This window comes from Erwinia sp. (assembly GCF_031978025.1).
In the GTDB taxonomy this organism is placed as follows: Bacteria; Pseudomonadota; Gammaproteobacteria; order Enterobacterales; family Enterobacteriaceae; genus Erwinia.
This window is the reverse complement of record NZ_DALZCD010000049.1, coordinates 1-19745: the sequence shown is the minus strand read 5'-3', so window position 1 is coordinate 19745 and position 19745 is coordinate 1. Positions and strand designations below refer to the sequence as shown.

Sequence of the window (19745 nt, the reverse complement as noted above, 5' to 3'; positions counted from 1 at the left end):
CCATACTGGAAACCGCTGCAACCGCCGCCGGTAATATAAACGCGCAGTTTCAGGTCAGGGTTCTCTTCATCTGAGATCAGGTTTTTAACTTTACTGGCCGCTGCTTCGGTAAACTGCAGGGGCAGAGCTACATCTTCACTCATTTTATACTCCATCAGGCGATCGGTCAGAATTCGACCATTTATCGCACCATTATCTTACACACCAGTATAGCAATCAAGTATGCGCCTGTTTACTCGCCGTCGTGTTAGCAGCAGCTGCTGCCGCATCGTCGGCCTGCTGCTGTTTTTCCAGGGTTCGCGCCAGCAGCGAAGAATAGAGCGGTTTACCGCCAAGGAACTGTGCCAGTAAGGTTGCCCCAAGGCAGGTAATAATCATGGGCAGAATAAGCTGGTAATTGTCGGTCATTTCCAGCACCAGCACGATCCCGGTAAGCGGTGCTCTGACCGACGCGGCGAACAGCGCCCCCATACCAGCAATAGCAAACGTCCCGGCTTCCAGATGATAAGCAGGAAACAGCGCGGTGCTGGCCATACCAAAGGCCGTCCCCAGCAGCGTCCCCAGCGCCAGCATCGGAGCAAAAATCCCGCCCGGTGCGCCGGAGCCAAAGCAGAGCAGCGTGGTCGCCACGCGGGCGATAAAGATAAATAACAGCGTACCTACGGTATAGTGACCCGCTGCCGCAATCGGGATCAGCTCGAAGCCGCCGCCTGCCGCTTCCGGCTCGATCACGCCCAGCACGCCGCAAACGCCGCCCAGCACGGCACCAATAATCAGCACTTTTTTCAGTTTGCCACCGTGGAGGCGCTGAAACATATCCTGCGTTTTAAAAATCAGCGCGTTAAATGCCACGCCGACGATGCCGAAAATCATGCCCAACAGCAGGTAAAGCCAGAGCGTATTGACCGGCGCAATGGCAAGTTTACCGACGGCGATCACCGCATGTTCGCCGTTGAATACCCGAAAAACGATGCTCGACATAATAACGCCGATAAACACGGCCTTGATAGAAATCACGCTGTAGCGGAACTGCAAACGCATCTCTTCGATAATAAACAGAATGCCAGCCAGCGGTGCGTTAAAAGCGGCCGAAAGTCCGGCAGCCGCGCCGGTAGCCAGCAAGGAGTGGCGAGCCTCGATGCCTTTCATGCGGAAAATATCCAGTACCATGCGGCCAATGTTGCCGCCCAGCTGCACCGTCGGTCCCTCGCGCCCCAGCACCATTCCTGCGCCAAGCGTGCCCATGCCGCCGATAAATTTTACCGGGATCACCCGCCACCAGCGCACCGGGCGCAGCTCTTCCAGTGCGCCTTCGATTTCCGGAATACCGGAGCCGGAGGCTTCCGGCGCAAACCGGCGCACCAGATAATACCCTACGACGGCCAACAGGGCAGAAAGGATAAAAGCCAGGGGGAAAAGCAGGATCCAGTATTTTTCGACGCTGGCCAGCATGGATAGCCGCCAGTGGGCGATCATATGCACCGCTTTTTCGAACGCGACGCCCATCAGACCAGCCAGCAGGCCAACAATGCCTGCCATAATAAACACCACTACCGGCGTTTTATCTCGTCTTAATAACAGGCGGAGAAAATCACCGCGTCGGGCTGGCACCACGTTTAACTGGTCGGACGAAGAAGTAGTCTGGTGCATATTCCATTCGTTATCAGCTCAGGCGAAGGAGGTATTTTACCCATCCCACCGTAGCTGTCGCGAACAATTGCTTATCCTTTCGTGTCAAAAGCGCCAGCGGCCTTTCAACTCAACCGTCTGTTCCCTTAGAATGACGGGGTTTTTCTTAATGCATCCTCAGGAGCGGCACCATGAGTAAGTCTGAAAATCTGTATGCTCAGGCACAGCAAGTTATTCCCGGCGGCGTCAATTCGCCGGTACGCGCTTTTACCGGCGTTGGCGGCGTACCGCTCTTTATTGAACGCGCTGACGGCGCTTACCTTTACGACGCCGACGGCAAAGCCTATGTCGATTACGTGGGTTCCTGGGGACCGATGGTGTTGGGCCACAATCATCCCGTCATCCGTCACGCGGTTATCGAAGCGGCAGAACGCGGCCTGAGCTTTGGCGCGCCGACTGAGATGGAAGTTAAAATGGCCGAGCTGGTCACCGAACTGGTGCCAACGATGGATATGGTGCGGATGGTGAACTCCGGCACCGAAGCGACAATGAGCGCCATTCGTCTGGCTCGCGGCTTTACCCATCGCGACAAGATCATCAAGTTTGAAGGCTGTTATCACGGCCACGCCGATCACCTGCTGGTCAAAGCCGGTTCAGGCGCGCTGACGCTGGGCCAGCCAAATTCGCCGGGCGTCCCTGCCGATTTTGCCAAACATACCCTGACCTGCACCTATAACGATCTGGATTCCGTGCGCGCCGCTTTCGAACAGTATCCGCATGAAATTGCCTGCATTATTGTCGAGCCGGTTGCCGGTAACATGAACTGCATTCCCCCGTTGCCGGCCTTCCTGCCGGGTCTGCGGGCGCTCTGTGACGAATTTGGCGCGCTGCTGATTATCGATGAAGTGATGACCGGTTTTCGCGTAGCGCTGGCTGGCGCGCAAGCGCATTACGGCGTGGTGCCCGATCTGACCTGCCTGGGCAAAATCATCGGCGGCGGGATGCCGGTCGGCGCGTTTGGTGGCCGTCGTGAAGTCATGGAAGCGCTGGCGCCAACCGGCCCGGTTTATCAGGCGGGCACCCTTTCAGGTAACCCGATTGCCATGGCGGCTGGTTTTGCCTGCCTGACCGAGCTGGCAAAGCCCGGCACGCACGCCACGCTCACTGAGCTCACTACTCAGCTGGCGGAAGGCCTGCTGAAAGCCGCGGCAGAAACGCGCATTCCGCTGGTGGTCAACCACGTCGGCGGCATGTTCGGCCTGTTCTTTACCGATGCAGCGGAAGTGACCTGCTACCAGGATGTCACCCAATGCGATGTGGAACGCTTTAAAACGTTTTTCCACCTGATGCTGGAAGAAGGGGTTTACTTTGCTCCTTCAGCCTTTGAAGCGGGCTTTATGTCGCTGGCGCACAGTCAGGAAGATATCCAGCGTACCATAGATGCCGCACGCCGCAGCTTCGCTAAGCTGGCGTAACGGCTTTGGGGCAGCGTGCTGAACGCTGCCCTGCCCTCATACCTTACGCAGCAGATAAACAAAGTAAGGCGCGCCGATAAAGGTTGCCAGCAGTCCCGCCGGGACCTGGGCCGGGAAGGCCACCATCCGTCCGCACCAGTCCGCTATCATCATCAAACCGCCGCCGAGCAAAACCGCAATAAATAACTGCGGCAGCGCACGCCGGAACCCCAACATTCTGGCGATATGCGGAGCCATCAGCCCCACAAAGCTCAACGGTCCGATAGTCAGCGTCGCCGCCGCCGTCAGCGCCGCTGCCAGCAGCAGCAGAGCCATCCGCGAAGTTTTCAGCGCCACGCCCAGCGAACGTGCCGTTTCACCGCCTAACGGCAACAGCGTCAGCCAGCGACGACATAGCGGCGTCAGGGCTAACAACACCGCTGCTACGATAATTGTCCGTATCGCCTGCTCGCCGTTAATGTTGTAGGTCGAGCCAGCAATCCAGGTCATCAGTTCGGCCATACGCGGATCGCCGCTGGCCATCAATAGCAGCAGCAAAGTGGCAAAAGCGGTACTCAACGCCATGCCTGCCAGCAGCATTCGTTCAGGCGAGAAGCCGCCGCGTCCGCCGACAAAAGTAATGATCAACAGCGTTATCGCCGCGCCAAGACTGCCTGCGGGCAACAGCCAGCCAAAAGCATCGCCGGGCACCAGAAACAGCATTATTACGACGCCAAAGGCAGCGCCAGAACTGATACCCAGCACTTCCGGGCTGGCCATCGGGTTGCCCGTCAGACGCTGCACCAGGCAGCCTGCGGCCCCCAGCATCATTCCTGTCGCTAATGCCGCCGTCAGTCTCGGCATCCGCCAGGGTAACAACTGCTGCCACAATTCGCCGCTCGCCCACGTCCAGCCGTCAGCTCCGCGTCCAAAACTTAGCGCCACCGCGCCAAGAACCAGCAGCAATGCCAGGCCGACCAGGCACCAGATCAGCAGACCGTGACGCTCGGCGGGCACGCTATCGCCCTGATCCAGAGCGGGCGGTCTCGCAGCGGTATGCAGGCGCGGCAGTAACCACAGCAGCAACGGCGCACCAATGATGGCGGTCGCGGTCCCGGTGGAAATTTCCTGCCAGCGGTCGGTCAGCCAGATCACGCTCTGGTCGGCCAGCCACAGCAGCAACATGCCGATAAAGGGCGCCAGCAGCAGGCGGCTAAGCAGTCGTCTGGCACCAAGCATTTTTGCCAGCAGTGGCGCAAACAGGCCGATAAAGCCAATAACGCCCGCCGCGTTCACCAGCTGCGCGCTAAGCACCACGGCCAGCGCCAGCACGCCAAAGCGGGCCAGTGAAAGCGCCAGCCCCAGGTTTTTCGCCACGCCGTCATCCAACCCCATCAGCGTCATGGGCCTGCGCAACAACAGTGCCAGCACAAAGCCTGTCAGCAGCTTCGGCCAGAGAAAGTCGACGTTGCTCCAGTCCATCTGGTTCAGCGAGCCGGTTCCCCATAAAAAGATATTCTGCAACCTGTCGTGATGAAACAGGCCGATAAGCTGGTTAACCGCGCCGCAGTAGAGGGACATCACCAGCCCGGCCAAAATCAGCGTAACCGGAGAAAGCCTTTTCCCCCAGGCGATGCCAAAAACAATCAGCCCGATGGCCAGTGCGCCGAGCATGGCGGCCATTTGCTGGCTGAGCGGTGGCAGGCTCCAGAGCGCTGCAACAGTCAAACCCAGCTGTGCGCCGGTTGCTACCCCAAGCGTGGTCGGCTCCGCCAGGGGATTGCGTAATACCTGCTGAAAGAGCAACCCCACCAGCCCCAGCCCGGCGCCAACCAGCAGCGACAGTGCCAGTCTTGGCAGCAGGCTATAATGGAACACCATCTGGCTGACGCTTTCCGGGCTGGTCACTTTTATGGTGCTGAACCACAGTGCCGGGGCAAGATGCTGGCTGAAGTTATAGCCGGTAAGGCCTAACGCCAGCACAAAAAGCAGCGTTAACAGGGTAAAAGGAAAACGCAAAGATGTGTTCATAACGACTCCAGCGCATGGTCCAGCGACTGGCAAAAGCGCATTGCAGAAAGCGTTGCGCCATAGAACCAAACCTGTGGCACGCGGCGAAAACGCTGCTGCCGGACAAAATCCATCGCCTGCCAGAGCGGCGTTGCGCTGACCTGCTGCATTAAGTGGTCGTCTCCATGAGCAAAGCAGATCGCCTCTACCCCTTTTAGCGTCGCCAGTCTTTCCAGTCCGATCACCGCGCTGCCCCAGAAATTAGTTTCACCCTGCCAGGCGTTTTCCAGCCCCAGTTCATTCATCACTTCCAGAAACAGGCTGCCTTTGCCGAAAACCAGCGCATGGCGCGTATCCAGCAGTGACATCAGCAGTACGGGACGGGACGTTCGACCGGCAACACGCGTTCTGGTCGCGGCGATAAAGGCGTCAAACTGCGCCAGATGGCGCTGCGCCTGCGGCACGCGATCGAGGCGGTCGGCCAGCTGCATCAGCGATTGCCGTGCCACGGTCAGCGGCTTGCCGCTGGCGTTGCTGAAAGCGAAGCCCATAGAGGGGGCGATCTTCGCCAGCCTGTCGCTGGCGGGACCGTAGCCGGAAGAGTAAAGGATTAACGAAGGCTGCATCTGCATAATCAGTTCAAGATTCGGTTCGGTACGCAGGCCAAGATCCACCGTCGAGGCGGGCAGTTTTGGCTCACCGACCCACAGCTGATAGTTATACATTTCGGCCACGCCCATGGGGGCGACGCCCAGGGCCAGCAGCAGTTCTGTCGGTAGCCACTCCAGCGAAACGATGCGCGTGGCGTCAACGTTTGATGCGGCACGGGTGTCGAAGGCCGGCAGCAAAGGCGCAAGCGCCATGGCCATCAACAGGCGGCGGCGATAGATATCCGGCATAGAAATTCCCTTAATAAACAAAGCTTACCGGCGTGCGGCCCTCGGGATGCGGCAGGATGCCCATAGGAATACCGTAAATCGCCTGCAGCACGTCCGGCTGCATAATCGCTCCGGCATCGCCCTGAGCAATCATCCCGCCACTGCGCAATGCAACCAGATGGTCACAGTAACGGGCGGCCATATTGATATCGTGCAGGACGGCGATCACGGTCAGGCCTCGCTCACGGCTGAGCCGCTGGATAAGCGCCAGCACCTCTACCTGATGGGCAATATCCAGCGCGGAAGTCGGTTCATCCAACAGCAGGCAGCGGCTGTTCTGCGCCACCAGCATGGCAAGCCAGGCACGCTGGCGTTCGCCGCCGGAGAGGCTGTCTACCAGACGCGAGGCGAAAGGTTTCAGGCCTACCAGTGCAATGGCTTCGTCAACGCGATCGCGATCTTCGCTGCCAAAGCGGCCCAGCGCACCGTGCCAGGGATAGCGCCCCATCGAAACCAGTTCCCGTACCGTCATGCCTTCGGCGGCCGGCAGCTGCTGCGGCAGATAAGCCACTTCACGGGCGAACGGTTTAGCGGGCCACTGCGCCAGCGCTTTACCGTTCAGCCGCACTTCGCCGTGGGTAACCGTATGATGACGCCCCAGCAATTTTAACAGCGTGGATTTACCGGATCCGTTATGCCCAATCAGGCCGCAGACTTGTCCGGCAGGAAAGGTCAGCGACAGCGGCTGGAGCAGGATACGGCCCGGAACGGCAAACGAGGCTTGATGCAGCGAGAAGGTGCTGTCGGTTACGTGCGGAGAATGCATAACAATCTTCTGCCTGACGGGCGCGGCAAACCGCGCCCGGTTGAGTTAGAAACGGAAGGTGGCGGTACCGACGATTTGACGTTCGGCGCCCCAGTAGCAGGCGTAGTCGCGATAGCAGCTGGCGACATAATCCCGATCGAAGAGGTTGTTGACGTTGACGCCAACCGACGAGCCTGGCAGGCCGAAACGCCCCAGATCGTATTTCACGACGGCATCCACGGTGGTATAGGCCGCTACATTGAAGTTCTGGTTCGCGTTGGTACCGGTGCTGTATAAGCTTTTACTCTCGCCGACATAGCGCACGCCGCTTCCCACGGTGAGGCCAGAAAGCGCCGTTTCGTGGAAGGTATAATCAGCCCACAGCGACGCCATGTTTTTCGGCACGTTTACCGGCGTTTTGCCTTTGAGCAAGGTATCGTGCGTATATTCCGCATCGGTATAGGTGTAGGAAGCGGTAACATTAACGTTAGCATTGACTGCCGCCTTCGCCTCCAGCTCTACGCCGCGCGAGCGGATTTCGCCGCCCTGCACGCTATACACGTTCTGGTCAGGGTCGGCCGTCAGGTTTTTGGTTTTGGTCAGTTGATAGAGGGCACCGGTAATCACGATCGGGCGATCTTTCGGCACGTATTTCACGCCAGCTTCGTACTGTTTAGCCCGTGACGGATCGAACAGTGCGCCCTCTTTAGTGGTGCCGGGGGTAGGAATAAAGGATTCGCTGTAGCTGAAATAAGGCGCCACGCCATTATCAAAGACATAGTTCAGACCGCCGCGCCAGGTAAAGGCCTGGTCGTGGTTTTTCGACAGTGTATTACCGTCGCGATTGAATGCCGAGGTCATGGCATAGTCGTAGCGCGTGCCCAGCGTCATCACCCAACGATCCCACTCCATCTGATCCTGCGCGTACAGACCGGTCTGCTCCTGCTTGTTCAGATAGTGATACGGGGAAGTGATGGTGGTGCTGTCGTTGCCATACTGTGGATCCACCGCGCTCAGCGGCGAAGCGAGACCAAATCCGGCATTGATATCATTGCGGGTACGCTGATAGTCGACGCCCAGCAGCAGGGTGTGAGCCAGCGCGCCCGTGGCAAATTTCGCCTGGGCCTGGTTATCTACGGCAAACTGGTTCAGCTCTTCTTCAGACACGGCATAGCCGCGAGTGATGTTATTGTCGCTGTCGAAACCGTTACCGTAAATGCTGCGATAGTCGGTACGGAGATCGGCATAGCGCAGGTTTTGACGCACGGTCCAGGTATCATTGAAGCTGTGCGAGAAGTTATAGCCCACCATTTTGGTGTTGCGGGAGATCTTGTTGCTCGCCTCGCCTTCATCAAAATCGGTGGCGAGCTTGTGCTGCTGACCATTAGCATCCACGATCGGCACTACGGTACCCTGACGCGGCAACCAGCCGTAGTAACCCGTTTCTGGTTCGTTCTGGAAATAGGTTAATAGCGTGAAGTTGGTGTTGGCATCGGGCTGCCAGCTAAAGGAAGGCGCCAGGGTATAGCGCTTCTCTTTCTGCATGGTCTGCTGTGCGTCCTGGCTGCGTGCCAGGCCGGTTAAGCGGTAAGAATAAACGCCGCTGTCATCCAGCGCGCCGCCAAAATCAAAGCCGGTGGAGAACTGGTTGTCCGTCCCCATCTGGAACTGGACTTCACGCAGCGTTTCCGTGGTCGGGCGTTTGCTGACCAGCGCGACCACGCCACCCGGGTTGCTCTTGCCGTAAAGCACGGATACCGGGCCGCGCAGCAGTTCCGCGCGTTCCAGAAAATAAGGATCGATAGCGAACTCTGAGTAGTTGTCGCCCTGCAGCTTCAGGCCATCCAGATACTGATTGGTGTTGGTTTCGCTGAAGCCGCGGATGGCCAGCGCGTCGATAACCTGCGAGCTGCCGCGGTTGCCGGTCATGACACCAGGCGAATAATTAAAGGCTTCCTTCACCGTGTTGACGTTGCGCATCTCGATTTCATCACGGGTCACCACCGAAACGGACTGTGGATTTTTTTCAATTGGCGTATCGGTTTTGGTGCCGGTGGCGCTGCGTTTGGCGGCAATGGTTGGCGCCGGCCCCCACGCGCTTTCGCTGGTAGTATCAGCACTGGCGCTAACGGTAAGAGTTTGTTCGCTGGTGGCGAAAGCAGAAGAAGACAGCGCGACGGCAATCAGGCAGGCCAGTCGGCTCATCGGCAAAGCGGATGATTTAAAAGATAAAAGAGCCATTTAACGTTCTCTGATGAAAAGTAGAATGTAAACGAGAATTATTATTATAACGACGGGATAATAGGCGAATTAACGCCGCCTTCGCAAGAAAAAATCGGCCACTTTTGACGCCAACCGACCGGAAGCCAACCTCGCGTAAAGCAGGAAAAAAGCAGCCATTAAAACCTGGTGGCATTGAAAAGCCGCTTTTTATGCCTTTATCGCTGTGCCTGACCGGCCAAAAGGCAAAAAAAAGCCGGTTCATTAAGAACCGGCTGTTAATCAGTTTTCTGTTATTTACCGAACATATCTTTGATCCAGCCCGCCACGCCGTCTGCATCCTTCTGCTCGTTTTGCGGCTGTTGCGCGGGTTGCTGCTGTTGCTGCTGTTGCTGCATTTGCTGTTGCTGCTGCTGCATTTGCTGCTGTTGCATCTGCTGCTGCTGTTGGCAAAGCGCATCGGCGTCCGTGGTCCAGACCGGCAATGTCCGCCAGCTGCTGCTGCCGGTGCCACAGACAAAGTTCCCGGCCGAATCGACATTCATTGGCGCAATATCTTCCGGCGGCGTCGGCATCAGCGGCATCGGTGCCTGATTATCCAGATAGCGACGGTAGATCTGCATTGCGCCGCTGGCACCGTAGAGTTTGGTGGTCTGGTTATTGTCGCGACCAATCCAGGTGATGGCCACTTCTTTGCCATCCACGCCCGCAAACCAGCTATCAATTTGGTTGTTGGTCGTGCCTGTTTTCGCGGCCAGATGCGCTTTAGGATAGCGTGAACCTAACGCACGGGCCGTGCCCTCTTGTGCCACCTGCTGCATCGCGTAGAGCGTCAGGTAGGCCGCCTGTGCCGGCACGGTGCGTTCCGCCTGCGGGAAGCTCTGATAAAGCACGGTGCCGTCTTCAGCAATAACCGAACGCAGCGCGGAAAGCTGAGCGCGATCCCCGCCGCTGGCGATAGTCTGGAACGCCTGAGCCACTTCTACCGGCGTCAGGTTCAGCGCACCCAGCAGCATCGCGGGCACCGGCTGCAGCTGATCTTTCTGCACGCCGAGTTTGGTCCAGGTATCCACCACCTGCGGCAGGCCCAGCGTCATACCCAGATTGACCGTTGGCACGTTCATGGAGTGCGCCAGCGCATCGACCAGCATTACCTGTCCACTGAAGCGACGATCGTCATTCTGCGGCTTCCAGACCTGACCGTTTGGCTGCTTCAACGCGATAGGGTTATCGGCGATCCAGGTATTCAGGCGGTAGGTATCCGGCTGGCTCAGCGCGGTCAGATAGGTAGCCGGCTTAGCCAGAGAACCAATCGAACGGCGCGCCTGCAGCGCACGGTTGTAACCAGCAAACTGAGGATCGGCCCCGCCAACCATGGCGCGAACTTCACCGCTGAAGCGATCGACGATCACCATCGCGGTTTCCAAATCCTTCAGGTTGCGCTGTTTACGCAGCACCGGGATGCCTTCTTCCACCGCTTTTTCCGCCGCGTCCTGCGAGACAGAATCCAGCGTGGTGAAGATTTTCACGCCGGAAAGATCTTTCACCTTATCGCCCAGCTTCGCCTGCAGCTCGTTGCGCACCATCTGCATAAACGCAGGCTGTGGCGTAATCACGCCGCCCTTCGGCTGTACGCCAAGCGGACGTGCGCTGAGCATGTCGTACAGCTCCTGATCGATCACTTTCTGCTGCTGCAGCAGACGCAGCACCAGGTTACGGCGTTCCAGCGACAGCTTCGGATTGCGCCATGGGTTATAGAGCGAGGCTCCTTTCACCATGCCCACCAGCAGCGCCTGCTGATCCAGACTCAGCTCGTCCACCGGACGACCAAAGTAGTAGAGGCTCGCCAGCGGGAAGCCACGGATCTGATCGTTGCCCGCCTGGCCGAGGTAAACCTCATTCAGGTAAAGCTCAAGGATACGGTCCTTGCTGTAACGCGCGTCCATAATCAGCGCCATATAGGCTTCGTTAGCCTTGCGCCACAGCGAACGTTTATTGGTCAGAAAGAGGTTTTTCACCAGCTGCTGGGTCAGCGTACTGCCGCCCTGCACCGCTTTTCCTGCCGTGATATTCGCCAGGAAGGCGCGGCCAATAGAATAGAAGCTAATGCCGTCGTGCTGATAGAAATGACGATCTTCAGTTGCCACCAGCGTATCGACCAGCAGATCCGGGAAGCCTGCGCGCGGCACGAACAGGCGCTGCTCGCCGTTGGGCGATTGCAGCATAGTGATCAGGCGCGGATCGAGACGGAAGAAGCCAAAATCGCGGCCGCTGTCGAGGTTTTTGATTTCGGTCAGCGAGTCGTTATCAAAGCTCAGCCGCGCCCGGATCTGCCCTTCTTTGCTGTCCGGGAAGTCAAACGGGCGGCGGATCATTTCAATGCTGTTGCCCTGGACGGTAAACTCGCCAGGCCGCGTCATGCGCGTCACCTCACGGTATTGCGTGCCTTCAAGCAGAGCGATCATCTCTTTTTTATCGTAAGCCATACCCGGCTCAAGGCTGACCATACGGCCATAAACCGTGGCGGGCAGCTGCCAGACTTTGCCGTCAATGCGGCTGCGGATCTGCGAATCGAGGTACACCCCATATACCGCCATCAGTACAATAAAGATCAGCAGCAGCTTAATCATTAAGCTCAGCCAGCCTCTTTTACGCGGCGGCCGTCCTTTTCCTTTACGTGGCACGGGTACTCTCTCCTCGTTATTATGGTTATCGTCCTGAAAATCAACATTATCTACTTCCCTGCGGCGACCCCGGCCCGCTGTTTTACGCGGGGGGTTGGGCTGTTTACCTTTACGCCCAATAGGTTCGCGATCGTCTGACATTCGTTTCTTTTCTCCAGAGCCACAGTCGGCGGGCCGACTATGCACTTACCTGAATTGCTGTGGAACGGGAACCTTCTGAAAGGCGCTCAGGAAGGCGCGGAATACTTTTTGGTGCGCCGCGTCGGCAGCGCGGTAGCCGGATCGTCGGGCCAGAGATGTTTGGGATAGCGCCCTTTCATCTCTTTTTGCACCTCACGCCAGGCTCCCTGCCAGAAGCCCGCCAGATCGCGGGTGATCTGCAGCGGCCTTTGCGCAGGCGAAAGCAGCTCCAGCACCAGCGGAACGCGCCCTTCCGCCACGCTGGGATTTTGTGCCTCACCGAACATCTCCTGCAGCCGCACCGCCAGCGCGGGCGGCTTCTCTTCATCGTAGCGGATCGGCAGCCGGCTTCCGGTGGGCACAGTGTAATGAGTTGGTAGCACAGTATCCAGTTGCTGACGTTGCGACCATGTGAGCAATTGTAATAGCGCACTGACGCAGTCAATCTGTTTTAACCCTTTAGCATCCCGCACGCCGCTCATCATGGGTAAGAGCCATTTTTCAAGGGTGGCGAGCAGATCGGCCTCGCTGGCTGCTGGCCAGTTCTGCTCCGGCAGCCACTGCGCGGCACAGACCAGCCGGATACGTAACTGCGCGGCGGCGGGGCTCCAGTTGAGCACCGACAGCCCTTTACTGCGGATCCAGCGTAGCATTGCCGGGTGTAGTACCTCGTCATCGGGCTTACTCAGCGGCTGGGATTTTAACACCAATTCACCAATTTGTTCGCGGCGCCAGGCGGAGAGCGTGCCGCGCTCGTCGTGCCATTCGACTTCCACCCGCTGCTCAAGCAGCTGCGGCCGCCGCGCAATCAGCGTTTCTATCGTCAGCGGCAGCGCCTGAAGGATCCTCGCATCCGGCTGCGCGCTGCCCTGTAATAACGCGGGGGCAAGCAGCCATTCATAGCGTGTCAGCGCCTCTTCCCGATCGAGCATAGCGCCCATGCCGTTAGCCAACTGATAACGCCCCTCCAGACCGCGACGACGGGCGATGCGGTCTGGAAAAGCGCTCGCCAGCAAAGGCGCGGCCAACTCTGCATTGAGGGTTCCGCCCGCCACGCGCAGCCGTTGTTGCAGCTGTTTCGCTCGTTTCTGCCAGTTAGGCTGGCGGCGATGCAGCGCATCCCGCAAATCCACGCTGCCGCGCGGCGGCTCTTCCAGTATCGCCGCCAGCATGGTTGCCGTGGCGGCACTGTCCGCGTCGTCACCCGCCTCCACCAGCATGGCGGCAAGACGCGGCTCGCTGCCGAAAGCCGCCATACGCCTGCCTTTGGCGGTCAGCTGTCCGGCCTCATTAGTTGCGCCAAGCTGCGACAATAGCCGCTGCGCCTGAGCCAGACTGGCGGCAGGCGGCTTATCCAGCCAGCAGAGCTGCCCCGCGTCATGGCAGCCCCATTGCAGCAGATCCAGCCACAGCGAGCTTAAATCGCTTTGCAGTATTTCCGCGTCGCTGTGGGCTGCCGCACGTTCCGCCTGTTCTTTGGGGATCAAATGCAGACAGATCCCTGGCGCCAGTCGGCCCGCACGTCCGGCGCGCTGGATCATAGAAGCCTGGCTGACGCGCTGCGTTTGCAGCCGTGTCAGGCCGGTTCGCGTATCAAACAGCGCCGTCCGCTCCAGCGCGCTGTCCACCACCAGTCGGATGCCTTCAATCGTCAGGCTGGTTTCCGCGATATTGGTCGCCAGCACCACCTTTCGACGGCCGACGGGCGCGGGAAGAATCGCTTTACGCTGATCCGCCAGCGGCAGCGCACCATATAAAGGAGAAAGATCGACATCGCTGGCAACTAAAGAAGCGAGCTGGGTCTGCACCCGCTGGATTTCGGCCACGCCGGGCAGAAACAGCAGCAGCGACCCGGCCTCTTCACGCAGCAGATCGCTGACCTGACGAGCCACTGCCTCTTCAAACCGGTGGCTGGCAGAGAGGGACGCATAGCGACGCTCAACGGGGAACGATCGGCCTTCCGAACAGATCGAGGGGGCATCCGGCAGCATCGCCTGCAGGCGTGTATTGTCCAGCGTGGCCGACATCAGCAGGATTTTCAGATCCTCGCGTAGCCCCTGCTGCACGTCCAGCAGCAGCGCCAGCGCCAGATCGGCCTGCAGGCTGCGTTCGTGAAACTCATCAAGGATCACCAGCGAGACGCCTTCCAGCATAGGGTCGTGCTGCAACATCCGCGTCAGGATGCCTTCCGTGATCACTTCCAGCCGCGTGGTCGGCCCGCTTCGGCTTTCCGCCCGCATTCTATAGCCCACGGTCTGGCCCGGCTCTTCTCCGAGCAGCTCCGCCAGCCGCTGAGCCACGTTGCGCGCCGCCAGCCTGCGCGGCTCCAGCAGCAGGATACGTCCGCTGAACTGTTGAAGAAGCTGCAGCGGCAGCCATGTTGATTTTCCCGCGCCCGTCGGTGCCGCCAGCAGCACCTGCGGAGCATCCCGCAGGGCCACTAACAGCTCGGGTAAGACAGCGCTGACTGGTAATGAACTCACGTCTCTGCTCCTGGCCTTAAATTGCCAGGCATTGTAGCATTCCTGCTTCTGGAATACCGGAGAGCACCATGAACCCGCAAAAAAGACTGTTTTTCGGCATCGCGCTGCCGGCCAGTAGCTGCCAGAGCGTGATAACGTGGCGCGCCGCGACATTTGCAGAAGAGACAGGCCGACCGGTAGCGGCCGCTAACCTGCACCTTACCCTGGCCTTTCTGGGTGACGTCGGGCCGGAAAAGCAGCGGGCGCTGCAGCAGATGGCTGGCCGCATCAGGCAGGCCCCGTTTACCCTGACGCTGGACGATGCCGGGCACTGGCCGCGCTCGGGCGTGGTCTGGCTGGGGCCGAAGCAGGCGCCGCGCGGGTTACTGCAGCTGGCCGGACTGCTACGCTCGCAGGCCGCACGCAGCGGCTGTTATCAAAGTCCGCTGCCCTTTCATCCGCATGTCACATTGTTCCGTAATGCTCTGCAACCGGTAGCGCTGCCGCCGCGTAATTTTAGCTGGCAGTGTCGCGTGGAGCGTTTTGCGCTTTTTGAATCGCTGTTCAGTCAGGGCCGCACGCGTTACCGGGAGCTGGCAAGCTGGGCACTGCAACAGGAAAGTTTATGAATTTTTATCCTCCGCTGCGCCAGGCCACGCTGGTCAAACGTTATAAGCGTTTTTTGGCCGATGTCATTACGCCAGAGGGCACCGAACTCACGCTGCACTGCGCCAATACCGGCGCGATGACCGGCTGTGCGACGCCGGGCGATACGGTGTGGTACTCCACGTCAGACAGCCTGACCAGAAAATACCCACACAGCTGGGAGCTGACGCAAACGCAGCAGGGACACTGGATTTGCGTCAATACGCTGCGCGCTAACGGGCTGGCAAAAGAAGCGTTGCTGGCCGGATTGATTCCGGAATTATCCGGTTATACCGATTTACGGAGTGAGGTGAAATATGGCGCCGAAAAAAGCCGGATTGATTTCCTGTTAAAAGCAGAGGGCCGCGCTAACTGCTATATTGAAGTCAAATCCGTGACGCTTTTACAACAGGGTAAGGGCTACTTTCCGGATGCGGTTACCGAGCGTGGCCAAAAGCATCTCCGCGAGCTGGCGAAGATGGCGGAAAACGGTGAACGTGCGGTGCTTTTATTTGTCGTTCTGCATTCGGGGATTGAGGACGTCACCCCGGCGCATCATATTGATGCACGCTACGCAGAACTCATGGTTCAGGCTCGCGCAAGCGGGGTTGAGGTGCTTGCCTGTAAAGCGAGTCTCTCGCCTGAAGGTCTGGTCGTAGAGAGGAAATTGATTGTGAACCCGTAATGCCGGCGCAATTAACTGTTATATGAAGGGTCTTATGTCGCGTCAGTTACGCTTTTCCTCACAGCCTTGTCAAGGGATGTTCAGGAATAATTGCCAACCTTGATCGCTTCTGCTATTTATAGCGACCTGTTTTTATCCCCTCTGGGGATCGATAGTGCGTGTTATCCAGGAGAAACAACATGCAAGAAGGGCAAAACCGTAAAACCTCGTCCCTGAGTATTCTCGCCATCGCTGGTGTGGAACCTTATCAGGAGAAGCCGGGCGAAGAGTACATGAATGAAGCCCAGCTGGCGCATTTCAAGAAGATCCTTGAAGCCTGGCGTAACCAGCTTCGGGATGAAGTTGATCGCACCGTCACGCATATGCAAGATGAAGCCGCCAACTTCCCCGATCCGGTTGACCGGGCCGCACAGGAAGAAGAATTCAGTCTTGAGCTGCGTAACCGTGACCGCGAGCGCAAACTGATTAAAAAGATCGAGAAGACGCTGAAGAAAGTAGAAGATGACGATTTCGGCTACTGCGACTCCTGTGGCGTTGAAATCGGTATCCGTCGCCTTGAAGCACGTCCTACCGCCGATCTTTGCATCGACTGTAAAACGCTGGCGGAAATCCGCGAAAAACAAATGGCCGGTTAATGGCTAATGGATTGTGCAGTGAGGCATCTGCTTCACTGCCTGTCTCTTCTACGATGTCATCCCGTATCGGGCGCTTCGCCCCCTCTCCTTCCGGTGAACTCCATTTCGGCTCGCTGATTGCCGCGCTTGGCAGCTATTTACAGGCACGGGCACAGCAGGGCAAATGGCTGGTGCGCATTGAAGATATCGATCCGCCTCGCGAAGTGCCCGGCGCGGCGCGGCGTATTCTTCAGCAGCTGGAGCACTATGGCCTGCACTGGGACGGCGAGGTGCTCTGGCAGTCACAGCGTCATGAAGCCTATCGTGAAGTGCTCGCCTGGCTGAATCAGCAGGGCCACAGCTATTACTGTACCTGCACGCGTAGCCGTATCAGACAAATCGGCGGCCTTTACGATGGCTACTGCCGGACGCGCCATCGCGGCCCGGCCAATGCCGCATTACGGCTGCGCGTCGATCGCCCTGTCGAGGGTTTCACCGATACATTGCGTGGTGAAGTGATTGCCGATCCCGCGTTGGCTCGGGAAGATTTTATTATTCATCGCCGGGACGGTCTGTTTGCCTATAATCTCGCCGTAGTGACAGACGACCATTTTCAGGGCGTCACGGACGTGGTCAGAGGCGCTGACCTGATTGAACCGACGGTACGGCAGATTGTGCTGTATCAGCGTCTTGGCTGGCCGGTGCCCGCCTATCTGCATCTGCCGCTGGCGGTCAGCGCCGATGGCAATAAGCTTTCCAAACAAAATCATGCGCCGCCGCTGCCGGAAGGCGATCCGCGGCCCGTGCTGGTGCAGGCGCTGCGTTTTTTAGGTCAGCCGGTGAGTGATGGATGGCGCGATGAAACGCTGTCTGTCCTGCTGGAAAAAGCGGTTGCGGCCTGGGATCTGGCCCGCATACCGCGCCAGAATATACTGTTGCAGAATGGTTAGTATAAAGTGAATACGCGCGCGTGCTCTGGCCTGAAAACCAGAACGAAGCGAGATGATCATTCTCAAACGCGCCACACTGAGCTATGATTAGCCGCTGTTTTTTATCGCCCAGCTATAACGTCACTATCGAGGTGTCCCATTTTTACCCGAGTTGCTAATTTTTGCCGAAAAGTTTTGAACCGCGAAGGCGAGGCGCCAGCCGAGGTGCCAGTAGCGCCTAAGATGACCGTGATCCCGCGTGACGGGCACGCTATCTCGCGTAAAGACATCAGTGAAAATGCCCTCAAGGTATTGTACCGACTGAATAAAGCGGGCTATGAGGCTTACCTTGTCGGTGGCGGCGTCCGCGATTTACTGCTGGGCAAAAAACCGAAAGACTTCGACGTCACCACCAACGCCACGCCGGAGCAGATGCGCAAGCTGTTCCGCAACTGCCGTCTGGTTGGCCGCCGTTTTCGCCTCGCCCACGTCATGTTCGGGCCGGAAATCATTGAGGTCGCCACTTTCCGTGGCCATCACGAAGCCGAACAACCCGAGTCCGATCGCAATAACTCGCAGCGCGGCCAGAACGGTATGCTGCTGCGCGACAACATTTTCGGCACCATTGAAGATGACGCCCAGCGCCGCGATCTGACTATCAACAGCCTTTATTACAGCGTGTCCGATTTCAGCGTACGCGATTACGTGGGCGGCCTGAACGATCTGCATCAGGGCATTATCCGCCTGATTGGCGATCCGGAAACGCGCTATCGTGAAGATCCCGTGCGTATGCTGCGCGTGATCCGCTTTGCCGCCAAACTGGATATGAGCATCGCCGCCGAAACGGCCGAACCTATCCCTCGCCTGGCGACGCTGCTGCACGATATTCCGCCTGCGCGTCTGTTTGAAGAGACGCTGAAGCTCCTGCAGGCCGGTTACGGCTATACCACCTATTTACAGCTGCGTGAATATCAGCTGTTCCAGCCGCTGTTCCCCCTGATCACCCGCTATTTTACCGATCAGGGCGACAGCAATATGGAACGGATGGTGGTTCAGGTTCTGAAAAACACCGATAACCGCATCCATAACGATATGCGCGTTAACCCGGCGTTCCTGTTCTCCGCCATGTTCTGGTATCCGCAGCTCGAAGCGGCGCAGAAGATCGCGCAGGAAAGCGGCCTGGCCTACTATGACGCTTTCGCGCTGGCGATGAATGACGTGCTCGACGAAGCGTGCCGTTCACTGGCTATTCCGAAACGCATTACCACGTTGGTTCGCGATATCTGGCAGCTGCAGCTGCGTCTTTCCCGTCGTCACGGCAAGCGCGCCTGGAAGCTGATGGAGCATCCTAAATTCCGCGCCGCTTACGATCTGCTGGCTCTGCGTGCCGAAGTTGAAAATAATCAGGAGCTGCTGCGCCTCTCCGCCTGGTGGGGCGAGTTCCAGGTAGCCGCGCCGCCACAGCAGAAAACGATGCTGAATACGCTGGGCGACGATCCGGTGCCGCGCCGTCGTACTCGCCGTCCACGCAAGCGCGTGCCTGGCCCGCGTCGTGACGGTAACAGCAGCAACGTATGAGGGCGTATCTCGCCTTAGGCAGCAATCTGGCCGATCCCTTGCATCAGGTGCAGTCCGCACTTGATGCACTGGCCAGGCTGCCGCAAACCACTCTGCTCGCCAGTTCCTCATTCTTCCGCACGCCTCCCTACGGCCCGCCGGATCAGCCAGACTACCTTAACGCTGCCGTCGCGCTGGAAACAACGCTGTCGCCAGAAGCGCTGCTTGACCATACTCAGCGTATTGAGCGGGAACAGGGCCGCGTACGTAAGGATGAACGTTGGGGACCGCGCACGCTGGATCTGGATATCATGCTGTTCGGCGATCTGACCATAGCGACGCCGCGCCTGACCGTGCCGCACTACGATATGCGCAACCGGGCTTTTATGCTGGTGCCGCTGCTGTCCATCGCGCCAGAACTGATTTTGCCCGACGGCACGCCGCTTAAAACGCTTGTTGCCACGCTGGACTGCCGCGCCATCAAGTCCTGGTAGCCACGCTACTGCCCTTCCATTAAGATACGCCCACCAGAACACTTTCTCAGAGGTTGTCATGAAACCGACAACGGTCTCCACCCTCCGCCAATGGAAAAAAAGCGGCCGCAAATTCGCTTCCGTTACCGCTTATGACTACAGCTTTGCCCGCCTGTTTGCCGACGAAGGCATCGACGTTATGCTGGTCGGTGATTCGCTTGGTATGGTCGTTCAGGGCCACGACTCCACGCTGCCCGTCACGCTGGATGATATTGCTTATCACACTCGCCTTGTCCGCCGTGGCGCGCCTGCGGCTCTTCTGATGGCCGATCTCCCCTTTATGACTTTCGCCACGCCGGAACAGGCTTTTACCAGCTCGGCAGAACTGATGCGGGCCGGCGCAAACATGGTAAAAATTGAAGGCGGTGCCTGGCTGTGCGAAACCGTACGTCAGCTGGCCGAGCGCACCGTGCCGGTCTGCGGGCATCTGGGCCTGACGCCACAGTCGGTCAATATCTTC

15 protein-coding genes and 1 pseudogene are annotated in these 19745 nt (G+C 58.4%); 8 read left to right on the top strand and 8 right to left on the bottom strand.

The genetic code is table 11. The annotated features are described in order from the left end of the window. Both RTK32_RS05985 and clcA read right to left on the bottom strand, forming a co-directional pair. A pseudogene (locus RTK32_RS05985) lies at positions 1-143 on the bottom strand (iron-sulfur cluster insertion protein ErpA); the annotation flags it as partial. 73 nt (positions 144-216) lie between these two features. Then, positions 217-1650 (bottom strand): H(+)/Cl(-) exchange transporter ClcA, encoded by a 1434-nt coding sequence (clcA, locus tag RTK32_RS05980; protein ID WP_312042562.1) that lies wholly within the window; start codon positions 1648-1650, stop codon positions 217-219. A 170-nt stretch (positions 1651-1820) separates the two neighbouring features. On the opposite strand from clcA, the gene hemL reads away from it, so the two are divergent. Further along, positions 1821-3104 carry a glutamate-1-semialdehyde 2,1-aminomutase gene (hemL, locus tag RTK32_RS05975; RefSeq protein ID WP_312042561.1) on the top strand — a complete coding sequence of 428 codons (1284 nt, stop codon included), beginning with the start codon at positions 1821-1823 and terminating at the stop codon, positions 3102-3104. A 36-nt stretch (positions 3105-3140) separates the two neighbouring features. Here hemL and fhuB read toward each other — a convergent pair whose 3' ends face one another. The 6 genes from fhuB to hrpB form a co-directional block, all read right to left on the bottom strand. Further along, positions 3141-5114 carry a Fe(3+)-hydroxamate ABC transporter permease FhuB gene (fhuB, locus tag RTK32_RS05970; RefSeq protein ID WP_312042560.1) on the bottom strand — a complete coding sequence of 658 codons (1974 nt, stop codon included), beginning with the start codon at positions 5112-5114 and terminating at the stop codon, positions 3141-3143. Then, complete coding sequence (gene fhuD, locus RTK32_RS05965) at positions 5111-5992, bottom strand: Fe(3+)-hydroxamate ABC transporter substrate-binding protein FhuD (RefSeq protein WP_312042559.1); 882 nt, start codon at positions 5990-5992, stop codon at positions 5111-5113. The genes fhuB and fhuD overlap by 4 nt, the downstream gene beginning before the upstream one ends. Positions 5993-6002: 10 nt before the next feature. Then, a complete protein-coding gene (fhuC, locus tag RTK32_RS05960) occupies positions 6003-6797 on the bottom strand; it encodes a Fe3+-hydroxamate ABC transporter ATP-binding protein FhuC (RefSeq protein WP_312042558.1) in 795 nt (264 codons plus the stop codon). A gap of 45 nt (positions 6798-6842) precedes the next feature. Further along, entirely contained in the window at positions 6843-8981 is a 2139-nt protein-coding gene (fhuA, locus tag RTK32_RS05955; protein WP_409451066.1) for a ferrichrome porin FhuA, read from the bottom strand. A gap of 308 nt (positions 8982-9289) precedes the next feature. Continuing rightward, positions 9290-11821 (bottom strand): bifunctional glycosyl transferase/transpeptidase, encoded by a 2532-nt coding sequence (gene mrcB, locus RTK32_RS05950; RefSeq protein ID WP_312042556.1) that lies wholly within the window; start codon positions 11819-11821, stop codon positions 9290-9292. A gap of 86 nt (positions 11822-11907) precedes the next feature. Next, positions 11908-14343 carry an ATP-dependent helicase HrpB gene (gene hrpB, locus RTK32_RS05945; protein ID WP_312042555.1) on the bottom strand — a complete coding sequence of 812 codons (2436 nt, stop codon included), beginning with the start codon at positions 14341-14343 and terminating at the stop codon, positions 11908-11910. 68 nt (positions 14344-14411) lie between these two features. Between hrpB and thpR the strand changes: the two genes are divergently transcribed. The 7 genes from thpR to RTK32_RS05910 all read left to right on the top strand — a co-directional run. After that, positions 14412-14951, top strand: coding sequence for an RNA 2',3'-cyclic phosphodiesterase (gene thpR, locus RTK32_RS05940; protein ID WP_312042554.1), 540 nt, complete (start codon positions 14412-14414; stop codon positions 14949-14951). Further along, a complete protein-coding gene (sfsA, locus tag RTK32_RS05935; protein ID WP_312042553.1) occupies positions 14948-15652 on the top strand; it encodes a DNA/RNA nuclease SfsA in 705 nt (234 codons plus the stop codon). The genes thpR and sfsA overlap by 4 nt, the downstream gene beginning before the upstream one ends. Before the next feature lie 179 nt (positions 15653-15831). Then, positions 15832-16287 (top strand): RNA polymerase-binding protein DksA, encoded by a 456-nt coding sequence (dksA, locus tag RTK32_RS05930; protein ID WP_246758256.1) that lies wholly within the window; start codon positions 15832-15834, stop codon positions 16285-16287. A 53-nt stretch (positions 16288-16340) separates the two neighbouring features. After that, positions 16341-17216 (top strand): tRNA glutamyl-Q(34) synthetase GluQRS, encoded by an 876-nt coding sequence (gene gluQRS / locus RTK32_RS05925; RefSeq protein ID WP_312042564.1) that lies wholly within the window; start codon positions 16341-16343, stop codon positions 17214-17216. Positions 17217-17354: 138 nt separating this feature from the next. Continuing rightward, positions 17355-18773, top strand: a complete 1419-nt coding sequence (pcnB, locus tag RTK32_RS05920) for a polynucleotide adenylyltransferase PcnB (RefSeq protein WP_312042563.1) — start codon at positions 17355-17357, stop codon at positions 18771-18773. Continuing rightward, positions 18770-19246, top strand: coding sequence for a 2-amino-4-hydroxy-6-hydroxymethyldihydropteridine diphosphokinase (folK, locus tag RTK32_RS05915; protein ID WP_312042552.1), 477 nt, complete (start codon positions 18770-18772; stop codon positions 19244-19246). The genes pcnB and folK overlap by 4 nt, the downstream gene beginning before the upstream one ends. A gap of 58 nt (positions 19247-19304) precedes the next feature. Continuing rightward, positions 19305-19745, top strand: a 441-nt coding sequence (locus RTK32_RS05910) for a 3-methyl-2-oxobutanoate hydroxymethyltransferase (protein WP_312042551.1), incomplete at its 3' end; no start/stop codon positions are given.